General features: G+C 39.7%; 12 protein-coding genes. 11 read left to right on the top strand and 1 reads right to left on the bottom strand.

Annotated elements, in window-relative coordinates:
* From bcsA to MTF67_RS07880, 10 genes are all read left to right on the top strand, one after another.
* Window positions 1-2,673 carry a UDP-forming cellulose synthase catalytic subunit gene (gene bcsA, locus MTF67_RS07925; RefSeq protein ID WP_248519227.1) on the top strand — a complete coding sequence of 891 codons (2,673 nt, stop codon included), beginning with the start codon at window positions 1-3 and terminating at the stop codon, window positions 2,671-2,673.
* Complete coding sequence (bcsB, locus tag MTF67_RS07920; RefSeq protein WP_248519226.1) at window positions 2,666-4,912, top strand: cellulose biosynthesis cyclic di-GMP-binding regulatory protein BcsB; 2,247 nt, start codon at window positions 2,666-2,668, stop codon at window positions 4,910-4,912. The genes bcsA and bcsB overlap by 8 nt, the downstream gene beginning before the upstream one ends.
* Window positions 4,912-6,042, top strand: coding sequence for a cellulose synthase complex periplasmic endoglucanase BcsZ (bcsZ, locus tag MTF67_RS07915; protein WP_248519225.1), 1,131 nt, complete (start codon window positions 4,912-4,914; stop codon window positions 6,040-6,042). Before bcsB ends, bcsZ begins: the two co-directional genes overlap by 1 nt.
* Complete coding sequence (locus MTF67_RS07910) at window positions 6,033-9,851, top strand: cellulose synthase subunit BcsC-related outer membrane protein (protein WP_248519224.1); 3,819 nt, start codon at window positions 6,033-6,035, stop codon at window positions 9,849-9,851. Before bcsZ ends, MTF67_RS07910 begins: the two co-directional genes overlap by 10 nt.
* Before the next feature lie 248 nt (window positions 9,852-10,099).
* The gene (locus MTF67_RS07905; RefSeq protein WP_006791412.1) at window positions 10,100-11,584 is read left to right on the top strand and encodes a peptide MFS transporter; all 1,485 of its coding nucleotides are present in this window, start codon (window positions 10,100-10,102) and stop codon (window positions 11,582-11,584) included.
* Window positions 11,585-11,759: 175 nt separating this feature from the next.
* A complete protein-coding gene (locus MTF67_RS07900) occupies window positions 11,760-14,513 on the top strand; it encodes a metallophosphoesterase (protein WP_248519223.1) in 2,754 nt (917 codons plus the stop codon).
* A gap of 305 nt (window positions 14,514-14,818) precedes the next feature.
* A complete protein-coding gene (gene hppD, locus MTF67_RS07895) occupies window positions 14,819-15,865 on the top strand; it encodes a 4-hydroxyphenylpyruvate dioxygenase (protein ID WP_248519222.1) in 1,047 nt (348 codons plus the stop codon).
* Window positions 15,866-16,000: 135 nt separating this feature from the next.
* Window positions 16,001-17,314 (top strand): fumarylacetoacetase, encoded by a 1,314-nt coding sequence (gene fahA / locus MTF67_RS07890; RefSeq protein WP_248519221.1) that lies wholly within the window; start codon window positions 16,001-16,003, stop codon window positions 17,312-17,314.
* A 142-nt stretch (window positions 17,315-17,456) separates the two neighbouring features.
* Window positions 17,457-18,617, top strand: coding sequence for a peptidoglycan DD-metalloendopeptidase family protein (locus MTF67_RS07885; RefSeq protein WP_248519220.1), 1,161 nt, complete (start codon window positions 17,457-17,459; stop codon window positions 18,615-18,617).
* On the top strand, window positions 18,607-19,083 hold the full coding sequence (locus tag MTF67_RS07880; protein WP_010557060.1) for a polymer-forming cytoskeletal protein: 477 nt from the start codon (window positions 18,607-18,609) through the stop codon (window positions 19,081-19,083). The genes MTF67_RS07885 and MTF67_RS07880 overlap by 11 nt, the downstream gene beginning before the upstream one ends.
* Window position 19,084: 1 nt before the next feature.
* Here the strand turns inward: MTF67_RS07880 and MTF67_RS07875 are convergent, their stop codons facing one another.
* Entirely contained in the window at window positions 19,085-19,558 is a 474-nt protein-coding gene (locus MTF67_RS07875) for a hotdog fold domain-containing protein (RefSeq protein WP_006791419.1), read from the bottom strand.
* 182 nt (window positions 19,559-19,740) lie between these two features.
* Between MTF67_RS07875 and MTF67_RS07870 the strand changes: the two genes are divergently transcribed.
* Window positions 19,741-20,916, top strand: coding sequence for a multidrug effflux MFS transporter (locus MTF67_RS07870; protein WP_203986427.1), 1,176 nt, complete (start codon window positions 19,741-19,743; stop codon window positions 20,914-20,916).
* Window positions 20,917-20,993 lie beyond the last annotated feature (77 nt).

The raw sequence follows: 20,993 nt of genomic DNA, 5'->3' as shown, positions 1-20,993 counted from the left end.
ATGAGCTTTACTCTTTTTTATAAAAGGCCTATACACAGTACATTGTATATTCTTTTGAGTATATTATTCACTGATAAGCTTGTGCGCTATATTTTATTTAAATTTCATAGTTACTTTAATCAGCACAAAGTAAATGTAATTGAAGCCTTTTTAATGCCCTTCATAACTTTGTTCGGTTCATTATTTGTGAATATAAAAAAGAACAAAGAAAACTTTGAGTTAGCGTTATATAACTATTATCCACACTTAAGGTTGCCATACAGAACTTATATCTATTCTAATATTATACGCTTTGTTATTCAGAGCATATTTCTGCTTTTTGCTGTTCATAAACCCAAAAAAAAATCAGTGTCTATAAAAAAGCATGCTGTAAATTACTTTTATAATGGAGTCAGTTATAGCCTAAGGCAACTTCGTTGGTACGACCTTAAATTAGGCCGATTAATAAGGCGCCTTTTTTCCAAAAACAACAAACCTAAAAAAAGTGCTTTTAAAACAATGGCCGACGCTCGTATTTGGCAGAACAAACTAATTAAATACATCGTTGTTGCACTGATATTATTCTTGCTTGCCATATTTGTTACCATTCCCTTTAGCCTTGAAGCGCAAGCAGTGTTTATTAGCTTTATTTTACTGGTTGCTTACGCGCTCAAACGCGTTAAAGGCCATATGGCCACGATTGTAATGATTACCTTATCTGTCACTACATCTTCGCGGTACTTGTGGTGGCGATACACTGAAACACTTAATTGGGATGACCCTTTAGCACTTACATTAGGTGCAGGCTTGTTACTAGCAGAAACATACGCATGGATGGTACTTATTTTAGGTTTTTTTCAAACTATTAACCCACTTGAAAGAAAACCTGTCATGTTGCCAAAAAATACTGACTTATGGCCAACGGTAGATATTTACATTCCTACTTACAACGAGCCTTTAAGTGTTGTAAGGCCGACTACCCTTGCCGCATTAAGCATAGATTGGCCAGCAGATAAACTAAAAGTCTATATTTTAGATGATGGTAAACGCCCTGAGTTTGGTGAATTTGCTAAACAAGTGGGTGCAGGTTATTTAACAAGACCAGATAATAACCATGCAAAAGCCGGTAACATGAATAGTGCTATGCGCTACACAGATGGTGATTATATTGCCATTTTTGATTGCGACCACGTACCTGCTCGTTCATTTTTGCAAATGACTATGGGACAGTTTTTAAAAGACAGTAAAGTGTGTTTAGTACAAACACCACATCATTTTTTCTCCGCAGACCCATTTGAGAGAAACTTAAATAACCACAGTCAAATTCCAAATGAAAACATGTTGTTTTACGGGCTTATTCAAGACGGAAACGATATGTGGGATGCTACGTTCTTTTGTGGTTCGTGTGCGGTACTCAAAAGAGAAGCGCTTGATGAAATAGGTGGCTTTGCTTTTGAAACCGTCACCGAAGATGCCCATACTGCACTGCGAATGCAACGCGCAGGTTATAAAACTGCCTATATAAATATTCCTCAAGCTGCTGGCCTTGCCACTGATAGCTTATCGGCTCATATTGGCCAGCGAATACGTTGGGCACGGGGCATGGCGCAAATATTTAGGCTCGATAACCCGCTGTTAGGCAAAGGCTTGAACATCCCTCAGCGACTTTGCTACTTAAACGCTATGCTGCATTTTCTATCAGGTATTCCGCGCATTGTATTTTTAACCGCGCCCCTAGCACTCATATACTTTAATGCATACATTATTTACGCGCCATTTTTAGCTATTTTTATCTACGTTGTACCTACACTTATTCAAATAAAAGCAACTAACTCACGAATACAAGGTAAGTATCGCTATTCGTTCTGGGGCGAAGTTTACGAATCTGTGCTTGCTTGGTACATATTAAAGCCAACAACAGTTGCTTTGTTTAATCCAAACAAAGGTAAATTTAACGTTACCGAAAAAGGTGGATTAAACGATAAAGAGCATTATGACTGGGGTATTTCTAAGCCATATTTGGTTTTACTCGCTATTAATTTAGTCGGTATGTTAGTCGGTATTTTGCGCCTGTTTTTTGGCGACCCTACGCAAGTTGGTGTACTGCTGATTAGTATGGGGTGGGCGCTTTATAATATTATCATTTTGGGTGCTGCGGTTGCCGTGGCAGCAGAAGCACGCCAAGTTAGGCATTCACACCGCATTAAAGCGAACTTCCCAGCGGGAGTTCGTTTAGCAAATGGCCACACGTTAAAAGTAAGAATTACAGATTACTCCGATAACGGCGTAGGAATAGAAACCGACCATGCACATGCTTGTCGTGTAAACGATAAAATAGAATTATTAATGAGCCGCGGTAATAAGCAATTTTCGTTTACTACCCATGTTTGTAATACTCGGGGTAATCAAATTGGCTTAACCATTAAAGATTTATCTCTTGAAAAACAGCGCGCGTTTATACAATGTACATTTTCACGAGCTGATGCGTGGCTTGACTGGCAAAATAACTTTAGACATGACCGCCCATCTTACAGTTTTAAAGAAGTGCAAAAAACAAGCCTCAGAGGGTTTAGTAACTTGCTCTTCCACGCACCAAGAGTGCTTCAACCTATCATTCAGTTTATGACTAATTTAGTTGTATACGTAAACTCATTTACTCCAAAAAGACCAATAGTGCATAATAATTATGATTAAAAAGTTGCTTAATATATCCCTAACATTGTCGCTTATTTGTTGCGCTTATTTTGCGCATGCAATTGAGCCATTACAAAATAAATCAATGTTCATTAATGGATACCCTGAGAGCGCTCAGGTGTCGAGTTTACGCTTAGAGTTTGAAGCGTTAGGCTTTACAGGCTTTAGGCTCAACGGGGTAAATAATAACTCCCGCGTTGACTTTACAAACCGAATAGATAAATTGAGCACCAATTTAAAGCTTAACTTTTCGTATACTAACTCGCCTTCATTAATCGCGAATGTTTCGCACTTAAAAGTATACTTTAATGATAATTTAGTCACTGTTTTACCTATTAACGAACAACTTAGTATTGTAAAGAACACAGTGCAGCATAGCCTCGATCTTAACGCTAAATACATTCAAGATTACAACCAAGTACGCTTTGAGTTAGTTGGTTATTATGACCTTCGTTGTCAAGATTATTTCAGCCGCACCATTTGGACTGAAATTAATAGATCAAGCAACATTATGCTCGACCAAAAGCAGCTTGCTATTGATAGTCGTTTAGAATACCTTCCTGAGCCGTTTTTTGATGAAAAGGATTACAACAAGCTTAACCTTCCATTTGTATTTGCTAAAACACCCAATACCCAAGCTATTGAGGCAGCAGCAACGCTATCGAGTTGGTTTGGAGCCCAAGCTGATTGGCGTGGATTTAATTTTCCCGTAACGTTAAATAAATCGCCTGATCAACACAGTGTGGTTTTTATTACTAATGATTCAAAACCTGATTTTTTGAAAGATTACCCAGATGTTGAAAAACCAACAATTGAAATCATTTCAAACCCATTTAATCGTTATTATAAAATGTTACTCATATTGGGCCGTGATGAAGCTGATTTAAAAACAGCGGTGACTGGCCTTGCATTTGGCCACAAAGTAATGACAGGAAGAAGCGCAAGTATTGAAGCCATAAATCAGTTGCCACTTCGAAAAGCGTATGATGCACCACGCTGGCTTAGAAGCGATCGTCCAGTGCATTTTGACGAGCTTATTGACTACCCTACACAACTACAGGCGCAAGGTCTTAATAATGGTCCTGTAAAACTAAACATTCGCTTTGCACCTGATCTATTCACGTGGCGTGAAAGAGGAATACCTATTACTCTTCAGTACCGTAGCACGCCAGAATCAGAAGCCATCGACTCTCGTTTAAATATGCTAATAAACCAAGAATTTATAAGTGGTTTTTTACTCGATAAAAACAACGATTTATTACAAACAACACAAGCGTTGTTGCCACTAGTTGCCAATACCGACACCACACAAAGCACTGAAGGCTTTTCTGTAAATGGCATTAATTTAGCTAACAGAAATGAGCTTAACTTTGACTTTAGGTTTGGTGTACTCAAAAAAGGCGAATGTGCTGTTGCACCTCCTGGCGGTGAGTTTGGTGTTATTGATGGCGATTCAAGCATTGACGTAAGTGAATTTGATCACTATATCGCATTACCAGATCTGAACGTATTTGCTAATAGTGGCTTTCCTTTTACCAAATATGCTGATTTACAACAAACACTTGTGCTTATTGATGAGAACCCAACAACAAATGCTTTAACCGTTTTATTTAACTTAACGGGTCACTTTGGCGCGATCACCGGTTACCCAACCCATAGAATGAGTGTTGCTCATTTAAATGAGGACGCTGATTTAGATGATAAAGATATACTCGTTATAGCTAAACCTAACAGTATTGCTAATGACTTAGATGAAGATGCACAAACAAATGTTTTGCTTAACAATAATCAGCGCGCAATTAAACAAGCAATTTATAATGGTGCATACGACGAACAAACGACCAATAAAGTAGAGGTTAGTATTAAAAGTAGTGGCGATATGGCTGTTATAACAGGGTTTCAATCACCGTTTGACTCAGACCGCTCTATCGTCTCGTTGAGTGCTACGACGCAAAATGCATTTACTATACTTGACGATGTTCTAATGAGCTCAGAAAAATTAGCTCAAGTAAAAGGTAGTGCAGCCATTATCAACTCACAGGGTATTAAAACCATTCAAGTAGATGAGCAATACTTTGTAGGCCATATCCCAGTCCATACATTAGTGTGGTTTCACTTATCTGATCATCCATTTATTTTGGCATTACTGTCTATTTTAACGCTATTGCTGATCTCATTTATCTTATGGCGATTATTACAAGCACTAACTTACAAGCGTTTAGCTGAAGGAGACGAATAATGAAATCACTCGTTAATATGTTTTTTACTGTGATGGCACTATTTGCTTTCAATGCCAACGCACAAGTTGAACAGTGCGAACCTTGGCAGTCGTGGCAAGTGTTTAAAAATCATTTTATAAGCCAAGACGGCCGCGTTATTGACTTGGGCAGTGATCAAAGTATCACAACCTCTGAAGGCCAATCATATGCACTATTTTTTGCGCTTATTGCCAACGATAAAGCCGCTTTTGATTCTGTTTTAAATTGGACCCAAGAGCATTTATCAGAGGGCGATTTAAGTACGCGTTTACCAGCATGGAAATGGGGACTAGATAAAAACCGCGTAGGGGGGATTTTAGATTCAAACCCGGCGTCAGATTCAGACCTATGGATTGCCTACAGTTTATCGCAAGCGGCAATTTTATGGGATGAACGCCGCTATAGTATTTTAGCCGCAGTGCTTGCTCAACGTATAATCAGAGAAGAAACCGCCTACATAACGGGCCTTGGCCTTTCTTTACTACCCGCACCTGCCGGTTTTGAGTTTGACAATGAGCGCTATAAGCTAAATCCTAGCTACTCGCCGTTATTTATTTACCAGCAATTTAAAAAGCTTTATCCACATTCACCGTGGCACCAACTGCACGAAGGATCAGCTAAGTTAATTTTAGATACCGCACAGCAAGGCGTTAGCCCTGATTGGGTTATGTTTGATTCAAACCGCGGTTTTTACTACGACAGAAAAAATACAGATTTAGGTAGTTATAATGCAATTCGTGTTTACCTTTGGGCAAGTATGATGGCAAAAGATGCACCCTACAAACAAGAGCTTGTTGCTCAGTTTACACCGTTTGTGGACACCATTGAAGAGCGTAGCCATGTCCCTTTAAATACGTATGCTCAATCAGGTAAATCTGAAAAAAGAGGGCCTTTGGGCTTTAACGCTGCCCTGTTGCCTTTGTTAGCAGAGCAAGGTAATGATGAGCTAGTAATGGCCATTCAGCAAAAGCTAATGATTGATAAGTCTTTTACGCAAACACGTTATTACGACAGTGTATTGCATTTATTTGGTGAAAGTGCTGTAAACAAGCGCTTTAAAATAACGGCTGATGGAACGCTACAACCGACTTGGAGCACTGAATGTCGTTAAGGTTGGCCTTAGCTTGTACATTGGCACTAAGCACTAATTTAAATGCCGCAACAATAAATGATATTGATACACAATCGGTTGATTGGTTATTAAACCAAATTAGTATTGGTGAAGCACAACAAAACAAAAGACTTGTTGAAGATAGCCTGCAAAAATTGGTTGCAATTGCCCCTACGCGAATAGAAACGCAATGTGCGCTTGCACATTACGACTTTACGAATGGCAATACAGACCAGGCAAACTTGTTATTAAGTAAGCTTGATAACCAACTAACACAACAAACACCTTGCGTAAAAAAACTCAAGGTTATGTCTCGTATTCAAGGTAAAGACAAGGCAGTAATTCAAGAAGCAAAGCTCCTTGCTCGTGCCGGCAGATATGAACAAGCACGTCAAATTTACAATAAAATATTTAATGATGTTTATCCTACTTTAAACTTTGAGCTTGAGCATTTAAGCTGGTATGCACAAGACAGCGCTCAATGGCAAGGGGTTAAAAATGGTTACAAGCAATTATTAAAACGCTATGACAACCTAGGCACTATAGAAGTTGCTTATGCCAGACATTTGCTAAGACGTAACCCACGCGATAAAGCAGCTATGCGTATTTTAGGTAAGTATGGATCGACATCGGGTTTTAGTGATGAAGTTGAAGGTATTTGGCTCTCTGCACTAAAAAATATGCCAATAAACAGTAATACTGACAAGCAATTTCAGCAATACTTTATACTTTACCCGTTTAGTAACAAGGGAGAGTTACAGTATCAAGATTTTAAAAAGCAATTAAAAGCACGCCAAAAATTATTAGCCGACCCGGCTTATCAGCTTTGGTTAAAAGGCAATAAGCTACTCGAACAAGAAAGGTTAAATGCAGCAGAACCTCTTCTATTAAAAGCATTAAAAGGCCGCCCTACTGACGGCGAAATAATGAACAGCTTAGGCATGCTTTACCTACAGCTAGGTGAGCATGGTAAAGCCTATAACTATTTTACACGTGCACAAAAATACACTGCCGACTTTGCAGAGCGAAATACCCTTAAAAGCATGGCTAAAACAGCTAAGTTTTGGCTGTATATTCGCCAAGCAAGAGACGCTATAGACAGCAGTGAATTTAGAGTTGCCAAATTAAAACTCGATTTAGCCGCCGCATTAGAAGAAGAACCTAATACTGTATTGGCGAATCGTGGCACCTTACAATTTACCCAAGGGCTATATTCACAAGCTGCGCTTACCTACCAAGTGGTGCTTAAAAGCGAGCCGTTAAACGAAGGCGCCCTATTTGGCTTACTTGAAATTGCAAAGCTTGAACAAAGTGAAAAAACGCTCACCTCTTTCTTTAATCGACTTTCATTTTCACAAAAAGAAATATTAAGAGCGTCATATTTAAGCTCATTAAGTAGCGTGTATAGAACTAAGGCAACAAAGCTAACTGAAGCTGGTGAATTAGAAGAGGCTGAAAAAATATTAAAAGAGGCTATTCAAGCAACACCAGAAGAGCCTTGGTTATATTACGACTTAGCGTTTATATATCAACAAAAAGGACTCACCGACAAAGCCCGCTCATTGTTTAATAATGTATTGTGGCAATTTCCGCTAAATTCACAGCTTAGGTATAGCCATGCACTGTTTTTGCGTGCTTTAGACGATTACCAAGGTGCGCTTGCTACGCTTCAGTATATTCCATTTAAATCTCGCGATGCTGACATTGTATCTCTTGAACAACAGTTACAACTTAATGAGTCTTTAGCACAAAGCGAACGTTTTATTAATTCTCAAAATAAAGCGGCTGCTATTTATCACTTAAGTGCGTTAGAAGCACAAAATTTAACGCCACCAATGAAAGCGGAGCTAGCACGAAGCTGGTTTAGCATAGAAGAACAAAACCACGCTTTAAAACTCATGCGTGACGCATTAGCTGAAGACCCCTCATTATCAGCCTATTGGCATATGTTGTATGGAGAATGGCTTTTAGCACAGGGTAATAAAGCTCAGACTACGGATTGGTTTAATCGTTATCGGCTTCCTGAAAATGCCTCTGAGAGTGAAATAGATCAGTTTGTGCAATTACAAAATGCCTATTATTCTGAGTATTTTAGTGGCAGTGATCTTATTGCGAAGCTAAATCAGCTTGATCAAAAATACCCAAGTTCATCAGCAACAACAACTGCGCTAATAAATGCAAACTTAGCACTTGATCAAAACCAATCAGCGATTATTTTATACGAACAAAAACTAAAAAATAATCAGTTAATTGAACCTCAAGCTTTAATGGCAATATCCAAAGCCTATAGAGCACTTGGGGATGATTTCCAAGCAAAAGAGGTCACACAGCTCGCCATTGAACAAAGTACAACGCAAGAAAGTTATTTTCAGCGTCAAATTATGGAATCGTTAAACGATTTTAATTACGCAGGTGATGCCCTTTACTTAGCCGAGCAACTTATTCAAAAAGCACCTAATGATTTAGAGCTTCGTTATTTAGGCGCGCAAGTTGCTGCTAATTTTAATGAAACAGAGCAAGCACAAACGTGGTACGCACAAACGCTTTCACCTAATCGTCAACTAAATGAAAAAGAACTCTACGCATCACTTTCGCGCATTAATGAAAACGACGAGTGGTATATAAACGGTGCCAAACGAGAACTACTCAGCCAACAAAACAAAAACCAAGCCTACATTGCTGTTGGTGTAAATTTTAGCGGACAAGTAAGTACTGAAAGTGAGGCTACATTAGGCGCTGGTTTAGTCCCTATTGAAGCGTACTTTCCGCTTTGGCAAGGGCAAGGCTTTGTAAAAATAGATCCTACAAGTATTAGCGCTCAAACAACACGATTTGACGAGCAATTTGCTGGCAGTCGATACGGACAAGGCGCTTTGTGTATATTTACCTGTGGTATTGACGAAGTAAGTCCTGAGCAAGGTGGCGTTGATATTGGTATTGGTTGGCAAAACGAAAACTGGCGCGTAGATATTGGCACAACACCACTGGGCTTTTTAATCGAAGACATTGTATGGGGTGTTAATTACTCTGACGACTTTGGTGACTTTGGTTATAGCTTTGAATTAGAAAAACGACCAGTAACCAGCTCAGTACTCGCCTATGCAGGCCTTGAAGACGTTAATACCGGTAAAATTTGGGGGGGGGTTCGCTCAACCGGTTTAACCGCTAATGTTTCTCATGATTTAGGCGGCGATTGGGGGTTTTGGTCTAGTGCTGACTTTACATTATATAAAGGTCAAAACGTAAAAGATAACCAGCGCTACCGCTTGATGGGCGGTACCTATTATCGTGTAATAAGTAATCAAGACCGCGAATTTACAGTGGGTGCAAGTTTATTGCATTGGACGTATAAATTTAATTTAAGTGAAGAAACCTGGGGCCACGGCGGCTACTACAGCCCACAGAACTATATTGGGTTATCGGTTCCTTTGACCTACGATGCACGATGGGGTGATGACTTTGTATACCGCGTAAAAACAGGCGTGTCGTATTCGCAAACTAAAACGCAAGCCATCGACTTTTTCCCTAATGATCCTGACCTTCAAGCTGAAGCCTTTGTTCGCCAACTTGAAACCGGTGTAGACCCTGCCTTTGATTCAGATACCAGTGCGGGCGTATCGTACAACTTAGAAGGCAGCTTTGAATACAGAATAACCCCACATTGGTTCTTTGGTGGTTATTTAGCTATTGATCGTTCTGACTTTTACGAACCTAATTTTGGCCAACTGTATATCCGTTACTACTTCAATCCTGTCTACGGGACACTCGAATTTCCGGGTACACCTATTATCCCTTATGCTGAGTTCTAACTTAGCATAAGGTGATACACCGCTCAGTACTTCCCCTCGCCTTGAGGTGTATGTATACTTGAGCGCAATTGTAGCTAGGATAAGGGTGTGTCTCTTACCTTGTGGTGTTATACCCATACAGCAAATCATTATCTTAGATACAAATAATATACTGGTGGTCGAGCACTTTAACCTTATAAATAGGCTAACTTAGCTAAAGCAAAAAATTATAAGGCCACCACAACAATTCTTTAAGTTAGGAAGTAAATATGAGTTCAGCTCCAGATAGTGGCTGGTTTGGCCACCCTAAAGGACTTTCGACATTGTTCTTCACTGAAATGTGGGAACGAATGAGTTATTACGGTATGCGAGCTATGCTCGTATTATTCATGACAGCAAGCTTACAACAAGAAGGCCTTGGCTTTACGGTTGCATCAGCGGCTGCTATTTATGGTTTATACACAGGTGCAGTATACTTTTTAGGCTTACCTGGCGGTTGGTTAGCGGATAGGTTATTTGGCGGCCAAAAAGCGGTTTGGTACGGTGGTATTATCATTATGTGTGGCCACATTATTTTGGCCGTTCCACATGAATATTCATTTTTTATTGGTTTAATTTTTGTTGCAACAGGTACGGGCTTACTCAAGCCAAATATCAGCGCAATGGTAGGCCAGTTATACAGCGATGCTGATGAGCGTCGTGATGGCGGTTACGCTATTTATTACATGGGTATTAACATGGGTTCTTTAATAGGTTACTACGTATGTGGTTACTTTATGGAGAACGTAGGTTGGCACTGGGCATTTGGTGCAGCAGCTGTTGGTATGGCCATTGGTTTAGTACAATACAAAATTACCCTTAATAACTTACCAGAGCACAGCGCTTTACCTGCTAATCCGTTAAGCGCTAAAGGCACTTCACGTACATGGGGTGCTATCGCATTATTTGTGGCTGTTGTTGCGGGCGTTACCATAGCCGCTATGACGGGTGCTATCATTATAAACCCTTCGGTTGTAGCCGGTTATACAGCTGTTGCATTTACTATTATATTCTTTGTGTACTTTGGCCTTATTTATTTTAAAGGTAAATTAACAGGCGAAGAAAAACAAAGAATGTGGGCACTATTTTTAGTGTGTGTTGCCTCTGCATGTTTTTGGTCTGGTTTTGAGCAAGCAGGTTCTTCATTAAACCTATTTGCCCGCGATTACACCGACCGACTTATAGGTACTTTTGAAATTCCAACTACATGGTTTCAATCTTTAAATTCACTATTTATTATTGTTTTATCGCCATTTTTTGCTGCGCTTTGGATAAACCTATCTAAAAAAATGATATCGCCTACTTACAGCGTAAAATGTGCATTTGGCCTGATCATCATGGCCTCAGGCTTTTTAGTCATGTTTATGGCAGCACATTATGCAGCAGAAGGCTTAAAAGTAGCGCCTTACTGGTTGGTTACTACGTACTTTTTACACACAGTGGGTGAGCTTTGTTTAAGCCCTGTTGCATTAAGTGCAGTAAGCAAGTTATCGCCGCGTCGCTATACGGGTCAAATGATGGGTGTGTTTGTTTTAACTTACTCTATTGGTAATATTATCGCAGGTTTACTTGCTGGTAACTTTGATCCAAATAACGTTCAAGAAATCCCTACCCTATACTTACAAATTGCATTATTTAGCATTGGTGTAGGTATTGTTTTAGTGCTTATGAGCTTTAAAGCGAAAATATGGGAAAAACAAGGATTAGAGACCTAATTCGGTTAATCCTTTTGTACTAATAATTATTTACTGCATATTCCAAATGTAGTAACAAATAAAAAATGCCCCCATAATTGCTATGGGGGCATTTTTATACAGCTATGCTCCCATACTTTTAACTGATATTATGCATTAATAAATTGTTAAATTAGACACCCGAGGACTGCTGTATATGTTATTGGACAAGTTATTAAAAATAGCTGCAATACCATTTTTGCTCTTTATGTTAAGTGCATGCGGTGGTGCGAGTGATGCAGTAACGGTTAATCCAAATGATCCTGTTGAACCCGAGCCAACCCTACTTTCTTTAACTGCTGCTAACGGCTTAAACTCAACGTTAGATAACGGGGGTTTTGAATTAATTATCCCTGCAAATATAGCTTCATCAAATAGCGAAATCACTTACGAAAAAACGACGCTAGATGATGCCAACGCACAGTTAAACATTATCTCTGATTTACACACCCTTATACCCGACCCTGACATTTCATTTTCAGAGTCCTTTACTATTAGAATAAAAATACCTGAAGACTATGTACTCGGTGGGCAATTATTCATAGCCAGACAGTTAGGCCTAAATAGGTGGGAAACGATTACTAACTCAACCGTAAGCGATGATTATGTCAGTGCACAAGTGAATCAAGTCGGCACTTATGCAATTCAAATGCAGCGTAAAGAAGCATTCGCCGATATTGGTCCAACATGTGAAGCGAGCGCAACAACACAATCGGTACGCTTTGTTCATGTAGCAGACTTACATGCTCGTTTTGGGTATCAGGAACAATACTTTAGCCGTATTAAAGCCTATTACAATCAAGTCGCCAACCAAACACCACATACCCTATTTACCAATGGTGGTGACGATTATGAAAAAGGCACGGTAGCAGAGCAACTTTCACAAGGTACAGCAACCGAAGAAGCCATTAAAGCGATGCAGTTTGATATCCGTGTTGTGGGAAACCACGACTATGCATGGGGGCCAGAAAAGCTACTGAGCTATTCGCAAGATGATAAAGCGATTGTGCTTGCAAGTAACACTCGCTATGAAGGGGAGCAACTTCAAGATTTTGCCGCTGTGAGCTTTGCAAAAGTGCAAGTGGGCTGTGTTACCTTAGGTGTATTTGGCATGACGTCGGTGCCATGGAATGAATTAGATGAGCCACAGCAAGACGATCCAATCCCAGATTTTATAAAACAATTTAAAATGAGCTGGGAGTGGCAACAAGTCGCACAAAGCATTGTAAACCAATACCGTGATGATGTTGATTACATGGTAATGCTAAGCCATCTAGGAGTAGGCCTAGACACAGATATGGCAACTGACGTTGCAGGTATTGATTTAGTATTAGGGGGCCATACCCATGGCGGCGAAAGCTTTGATACACTAGAAAATGGCGCCATTGTTATTCAACCTGACTTTTATGCAAAAGGGATAACCGACTTAACACTTGAGTTTAATTTAGCTGATAAAACATCACCTGTTGTGAACTATCAAACGATTGCCACTGAAACTATTACTGAACGTGATGAACCAACAAAGCAAGCCATAGATGAAATTATGGGCCGTTACGCGCCTGATGCACAAACCGAAATAGCTATTTCAGAAAACTACCCTAGTGCAATTGAGTTAGCTGAAATAACAGCATTAGCCGCGCAACACGAAAGTTCAATCACAGCTGCACTTTTAAACCCCGAACTGGTTCAAAAACGTTGGACACCCGGCACGCTCACACAAGAAGATTTTCACGAAGCATTTTATGTAGAAAGACAGCCTTCAAATACACCCGGTTTTAATGCAATATATAAAGTGACAGTAACAGGTACAGACTTAACATCTATGTATGCAAGCCAACCGGACTGGTTTTTACTGACACCCGAAAACATTCAAGCAACCAGCAATTATGATGTCGCTTTATTTAAAGGCGCAGCGCTTAACCCTGAATTATTTTTTAATGGTGTTACATTTTCAAACGTAGAACCCATTGCCGAAGCATGGTGGTTACTAGATCAGTACGCCCGATTTAGAACAAGCCAGTGCTTATACCTAGATACCAACAATCAACTGTTTTCATGTACAAACGAAGAAAACATAACGGTATGGAATTTTGATAATACAGCAAGCCCACTTACAGCAGATTTTGGACCTTCAGTACTCAGTTACTTCGATCCTGAAGAAAAAGACTGGGGCCCAGAAGAAACTCAATATAAAACCACTACCGAACTCGGCATTAGTGATTTGAGTGATGGGCCGTCAGGTGTAATGGCATTTTCAAGGCATGCACCAACCGAAGGCCTACATATTAACTTAAACACACCCGCTAACGGCGATTATGCCGCTGATGGCATGGTTTCAGACTACACACTTGTAATGGATTTATACTGGCCAGCAGAAGGCCAAGATATTTACCGTGCGGTTGTTCAAGCGGATACCGTTAACTACTTAACCGACGATGCCGACATATTTATTGACCCAAGTGGTGGTTATGGTAAATCAACCAGCGACAGCGGCTATTTTGGCAATACACAATCCGACTCTTGGCATCGTGTCGCTTTAGTATTTTATACTGCACCTACCAATGGCGTATTTGAAGTGTACATAGATGGCGAACTAGTGGGTGTAAAGGAAGATGGAGAAATAAACAACCGCTGGGCACTCAAAGACGCAGTGCTGCTGTTTAATGATGACAACTTTGAAACCGAGCCAGGCTACTTAAATGCCATGCTTTATGCCGGCCGTGCAATGAGCCGCGACGAAATAAAAAGCTTAGGTAATGCGCAGCAAAAACTCACTTACGAGCAAGCAACACGCGTACTTAATCAAACCATTGAACGCCATTACCAAGCTGCGCCTGAAATAAAACCAAACGTGTGGTTACAACAGCGTAGCAAGTTTTTTGGTGAACACGTCAAAAATGTAAACAATTAATTACACTTAACCCTATTTCATACCACTTCAAAAAAGAGAGTTTAGCTACTTAAACTCTCTTTTTTATTACTATAATTCATAAACTTAATCAAAAAACAGTCACTAAAACTGTTTACTTTTACAGCGTAAAAATTTTCTACTGTATTGACTCAAAACAACTTGGACACAAACGTCCTATAAAATTTACACACCACTCAATTACTAAATACCTGGCTGCTCTTCCCCTAAATCTAATTCTGGTTAATTATCTTGCCATTAACACAACAACAAATAATCACAGTGCTTACATTGTGGGAGTAATTAAAATGAGTGAAGTAACTAACTATTTAGGTTTAGTCGGTATTGAATTTACTGAATACGCCACGCCTGATGCAGATTACATGGACAAAGTATTTACTGACTTTGGCTTTTCAAAGCTTAAAAAGTTTAAAGGCAAAGACATTGTTTATTACAATCAAAACGACATTCACTTTTTACTGAACAACGAGCGTGAAGGTTTTTCAGCCGAATTTGCTAAAAGCCATGGCCCTGCAATTTGTTCAATGGGTTGGCGTGTTGAAGATGCTCAAAAAGCATTTGAAACTGCAGTAGAGCGCGGTGCAAAACCTGCAACCGATTCTACACACAAAAACCTTCCTTACCCTGCAATTTACGGTATTGGCGATAGCCTAATTTACTTTATTGACCAATTTGGCGATAAAGGCACCATTTATGAAAGTGACTTTGAAGATTTAGCAACGCAAACGGTTGTTGAAGACAAAGGCTTTAAGCGCATCGACCACCTAACTAATAATGTTTATAAAGGCACAATGAAAACATGGGCAAACTTTTATAAAGATGTGTTTGGTTTTACAGAAGTACGTTACTTTGACATCAAAGGTCAAAAAACGGCGCTAATTTCATATGCGCTTAAATCTCCATGTGGCACCTTCTCAATTCCAATCAATGAAGGTAAAGGCAACGACAACAACCAAATTGACGAATACTTAGGTGAATACAATGGCCCAGGCGTTCAACATTTAGCATTTTTAACTGACGATTTAGTTAGCTCGCTAGACAAACTAGATAAATCAACTATTGCAACGCTTGATATTATTCCTGAATACTACGACACCATTTTCGACCGTGTGCCGTGGGTAAAAGAAGACAAAGACAAAATTCGCGAACACCAAATACTGGTTGATAGCCAAAGCGAAAATTGTTACCTACTACAAATTTTCTCTAAAAACTTATTTGGCCCAATTTTTATAGAGATGATTCAACGCGTTGATGATGGCGGTTTTGGTGAAGGTAATTTCCAAGCGTTATTTGAATCAATTGAACGCGATCAAGAGCGCCGCGGCGTTTTATAATCTTTTTGAGTAAATTAAAAGCAGCGACCTTCGCTGCTTTTTGTCGTTTTAATATTTAAAATGTATGGCTTAAAGTGCAAGTATGCTTAAATAAATACTCCATTGTTGCCATACAGTTAAACCAAAGGAAATGTAATGAGCCTAATTAACGAAACCCATGATATTAATTTAACAAGCTGGGTAGAGTCAGCGAATGTTGCCAATTGCGACTTCCCTATTCAAAACTTGCCATTTGCCGAGTTTCGTCGCAAAGGCACTAACGAAGTATTTCGTGGCGGTGTTGCGATAGGTGATCAGGTTATCGACCTTGCAAAACTAAATGAGCTAAATGTATTTACAGGCGACGCTAAAATAGCACTCGATGCAGCGAGCGAGTCAACGCTAAATACATTTATGGGTTTAGGGCAGCAATATTGGTCAGCACTTCGTTTAGCCCTTTCAAAAGCATTACGCGAAGGCGCTGAATGTCAAAAAGATATTGCGAGCGTATTAATATCGCAAGCTGATATTGAATTTTCATTACCATGTCGTATTGGTGACTACACCGACTTTTATACCTCTATTTATCATGCTACGGCAGTAGGTAGTTTATTTCGCCCTGATAACCCACTATTACCTAACTATAAATGGGTACCGATTGGTTACCATGGCCGCTCTTCATCTATTGATGTGTCTGGGCAAACATTTCACCGTCCTAAAGGACAAACTAAAGCACCCGATGCAGACGCTCCCTCGTTTGGTCCATGTAAACGCCTTGATTACGAGCTAGAGCTTGGCATTTACTTAGGTAAAGGAAATGCGCTAGGCGATGCAATTGCAATCGAAAATGCAGAAAACCATGTATTTGGTTTTTGTGTATTTAACGACTGGTCTGCCCGCGACTTACAAGCTTGGGAATACCAACCATTAGGGCCTTTTTTAGCGAAAAACTTTGCATCAACAGTGTCTCCTTGGATTGTTACAACAGAAGCACTCGCACCGTACAGAACAAGTTGGACCCGTGATGAAAACGATCCTCAACCTATGGAATATCTAGAATCTGCCGCTAATCGCGAGCAAGGTGCGTTTGATATTCAAATGGATGTAAAAATTCAAACCGAAAAAATGCGTAGCGAAGGGCACTCTCCTACCCGCGTATCTACCTCTAGCTTTAAGCACTCTTACTGGACTGTAGCTCAAATGGTAACTCACCACACAGTTAACGGGTGTAACTTTATGCCAGGTGATATGCTGGGTTCGGGTACGCAATCTGGCCCAACACATGAAGAAGCGGGTTCTTTACTTGAACTTTCTCGTGGCGGTAAAGAAAAAATAACGCTAAGCAATGGCGAACAACGCAGCTTTTTAGAAGATGGCGATAACGTTATTATGCGCGGCTGGTGTGAAAAAGAAGGCTTTGCGCGTATTGGTTTTGGTTCAGTTGAAAGCACGGTTTTAGCCGCAAAATAATCTCAATCAAACATACTTAAATGAAAGGGCTGCTTTTAAAAGCAGCCCTTTTTTATTAATTTTTGAACAGTTACAATTTTTTTCTGGCTTTTTAAGCTCAGATTGATACATTATTCCGGTTAGTAGCCAGTGTTTATATGCCATGTCAGTATTTATAAAGTCTTACAAAAAACTTTTTCCAGCTCGCCAACTCCTTATTCGTCAAAATGGCGAGGTTAAGCATGTTGTTTTAGCGCCTTGGTTACAACTTTTTGCAATAGTGCTTATTTTAGCAACACTTGTATGGGTGAGCATTTCTAGCTTTCGTGTATATACACAAACTAACCATATCTCTGACATAGAAAAAAATCAGCTTAACAAACAAGTACTATGGGAACAAAAAGTTAGCGAGCAACAACGTCTTCACGAACAGCAACTCAAACAGCTAGTAACTCTTGAACAAAAACAAGCGCTACTTCAAAGCATGATCGAATCTTTACCTGCTTCAATCAGTCAAGACGTTATTCAGTTAGGTGAAGAGCTTGAGTCACCTATTAACGAAAATAAAAACGAATTTCATGAACCTTTAGTAGATGAAAACCCGAATGCTAAGCAAGTTAATTTAGGTAAGCCTATTAGTTTTGAAACACGTTTGGCACATTTAAATGAGCAATACGAACAAAGCTTTAATTATCTAGACAAAAAAATAAACGAACGACATAACGCTATTTTAGCCATGCTTAAAGGCGCAGGCCTTGATGCCGCTTTGGAAGAACACCTAGCAATTAACTCTTTGCATATTGCTCAAGGTGGCCCGTTTGATGTATTCGATGAAACAAATATACCCGGTCATTTTTTGGCTATAGTTGATAAGTTAGTCGCGTTAAATAATCTAGAAAATTTATTAACTGAATTACCTAACACCCTGCCCTTACCCGCTGCAAAATATTATATTTCAAGTAGCTTTGGCTTACGCAAAGACCCAATGAATAATCGCCGAGCATTTCACAAAGGCGTAGACTTAGCGGGTTGGCACAAAACCGAAATTTTTGCTCCGGCCGACGCTGTGGTTCTTCGTGCAGGGCGTAATGGCGGATATGGTAACTTTATTGAACTTGAACACAAAAATGGCTTAGTAACTCGCTTTGGCCATTTAAATAAAATAAAAGTGAAAAAAGGCCAGCACATTGCCAAGCACGATGTAATTGGTTTAATGGGGAGCACTGGTAGAAGTACTAGCACTCATTTACACTACGAAGTATTGGTTAATGGCGAACAAGTCAATCCTCTAAAAATAACAAAGGCGCTTTCTCGTGTTCGGTAGAAAAAAATCAACAAGTACTAACCTAAGAAAGGTTAATCATACCCCCTCTATTATTTCTGAAGATGTGCGCCTTACTGGCACTTTAATAAGCCAAGGTGAGGTTCAACTTGATGGTCGCATAGATGGCGACATAAAAGCCGAGCAATTAGTTATAGGCTCCTCCGGTGTAGTTGAAGGAATTGTTGAAGCAGTAGGCATTGTTGTTAAAGGCACTGTTATTGGTTCTATCAATGCAAGCGAAGTAAAAATACAAAGTGGTGCTCACGTCCATGGCGACGTATTTCATGATTCATTGAGTATAGATGCTGGCGCTATAATTGAAGGCAACTTAAAGCAACGCACTGAAAAAGAGACAGTAGAGTTAACTGCTGAACCAACTGAAAAAGAAGTTAAAACACTGATTGAAGAAGATGACAGCGGCTTGTCGTTTGTAAATAAACAAGCCACAGATAAAAGCGAGCGGTAGGCTATTTTTTCTCAGTAATATACATTGTAATATCTGCAGTGAACACGAGTTCGTTGCGGGTATTATAAAGCTTTACTGGTACTACTAAATCTTCTTTATCAATCCACTGGCGTGGCAAATCAATTTCAGCAATAGCCGTAACGTCTGTATCAACCTTTGCCAAATATTGTACGGTCATTCCCTTGGGTATCCAACGATGGGTTTTTACCGGTACAGTCGCGTCAACCATCACCCCTGCACATAACTCAGCCAAATTACACTGCGCAATTGCATGAATGGTTCCAATGTGGTTATGAACACTACGACGATTTTTAACAACAGCACTACAGTGCCCTTCTCGCAGATCTAATACGTAGGGCTTCATTGAGCCAAAGTAAGGTGCTTTAAAACAAACAGCTTTAGTAAAAAGCCAATTGCCAAAGGGTAAGTTTTTAAATTTATGCCACGTTTTAACTAGTGGTGATTGATTTGCCATTTTTATTATCCAGTTACAGTTACTTTATTAACGCTAACACATCAGACCAGTTTAAAAAAGCCGTTTTAATTACTGCTTTTATTATGTGTTTAACAAAAAATACGAATGACGACGTATGCATAGGCCAAAAGCCCTTTCTTTTTTACGAGTGCCCCCCTAAAATACGCGAAAAAGGAGACTCAATGCATACACAGCCCGCAAAACCTAATCTAACTTTATTACTTATCTTAGCGTTGCTCGTTATTTTTTGCCCTATGGCTATTGATATTTATCTGCCCGCTTTTCCTACCATAGCAGAGCAATTTTTGGTGACTGAGCAACAAGTGCAGCAAACTGTTGCCATTTTTATGTTAACCGTTGGACTAGGTCAGTTAATTGCAGGGCCATTAGCAGATAGATTTGGCCGAAAGCCTGTCGCATTAGTGGGTATTAGCTTATATGCAGGCTCTGCGTTACTTGCTTACTGTGCCCCTTCGTTTGAAGTATTACTTTCTGCTCGAGCATTACAAGGGTTAGGTGCATGCGCCACATTTGTTGTCGCTTTCGCTATTGTAAGAGACAAATTTGGTAGCGAACGTAGCGGCCAAATTATTACTTACTTAAATGGCATTGTGTGCTTTATTCCTGCTTTAGCGCCCATTTTAGGTGCTTGGTTAACTGTTAAGTTTGGCTGGGAAATGAACTTCTTATTTTTAACTGGGTTTGCATTGGTAGGCTTTATTGTTACGTTTTTCTTTTTTAGAGAAACACGACCAGCCGATAGCGTTTATCAGGGGCATATTCTCGATTTAAGACGCTTTATACCTATTATTTCAACGCCACTATTTTTATTTAATAGCTTGCTTTGCATGGTTACTATGTCGGTTATTTTAGTGTTTGTCACCCTCGCACCTGGCTGGATAATTACTGAGCTTGGCGGAAGCGTAGCTAATTTTACATTTTGGTTTTCACTTAATGCCGTTTTAAGCATTATTGCCAGTTTTATTATGCCACTGTACATCAAACGCCACCCCAAACGTGCTTTAAAAATAGGGTTACTGCTATTGGTTGGCTCGGGGTTACTTATGTTCCTGTTTAGCCAATATAAATCAGCTTTGGCGTTAATGATCCCCATGTTTGTGGCTGCATTTGGTTTTGCGCTCACTCTTGGCTCTGCAGCAGGAAGAGCATTAAGCTTGTTCCCTAAACAAGCGGGCACAGCTTCAGCGTTGCTTGGTGCAATGCAAATGAGTGGGGCAAGTTTGCTGGTATTTATTACTCAATTTTTACAGTTGCAGACCCCTATATTAATTGGCGTCCACTTTTTATTATTGGTCCCTTTTAGCTATTTATTGTTTCGCAAAGCGCAGTTTTCATAACCCCCCCCAACAAAAATACATCATTAATGGGTAAGTAATTTTTATTTACCCCTTTCACTGCACATTAATCACCCAAT

It is taken from the genome of Pseudoalteromonas sp. 2CM32C (assembly GCF_023161925.1).
GTDB lineage: Bacteria > Pseudomonadota > Gammaproteobacteria > Enterobacterales > Alteromonadaceae > Pseudoalteromonas > Pseudoalteromonas marina.
The sequence above is the reverse complement of the archived record's forward strand: the minus strand, read 5'-3'. Positions and strand labels throughout refer to the sequence as shown.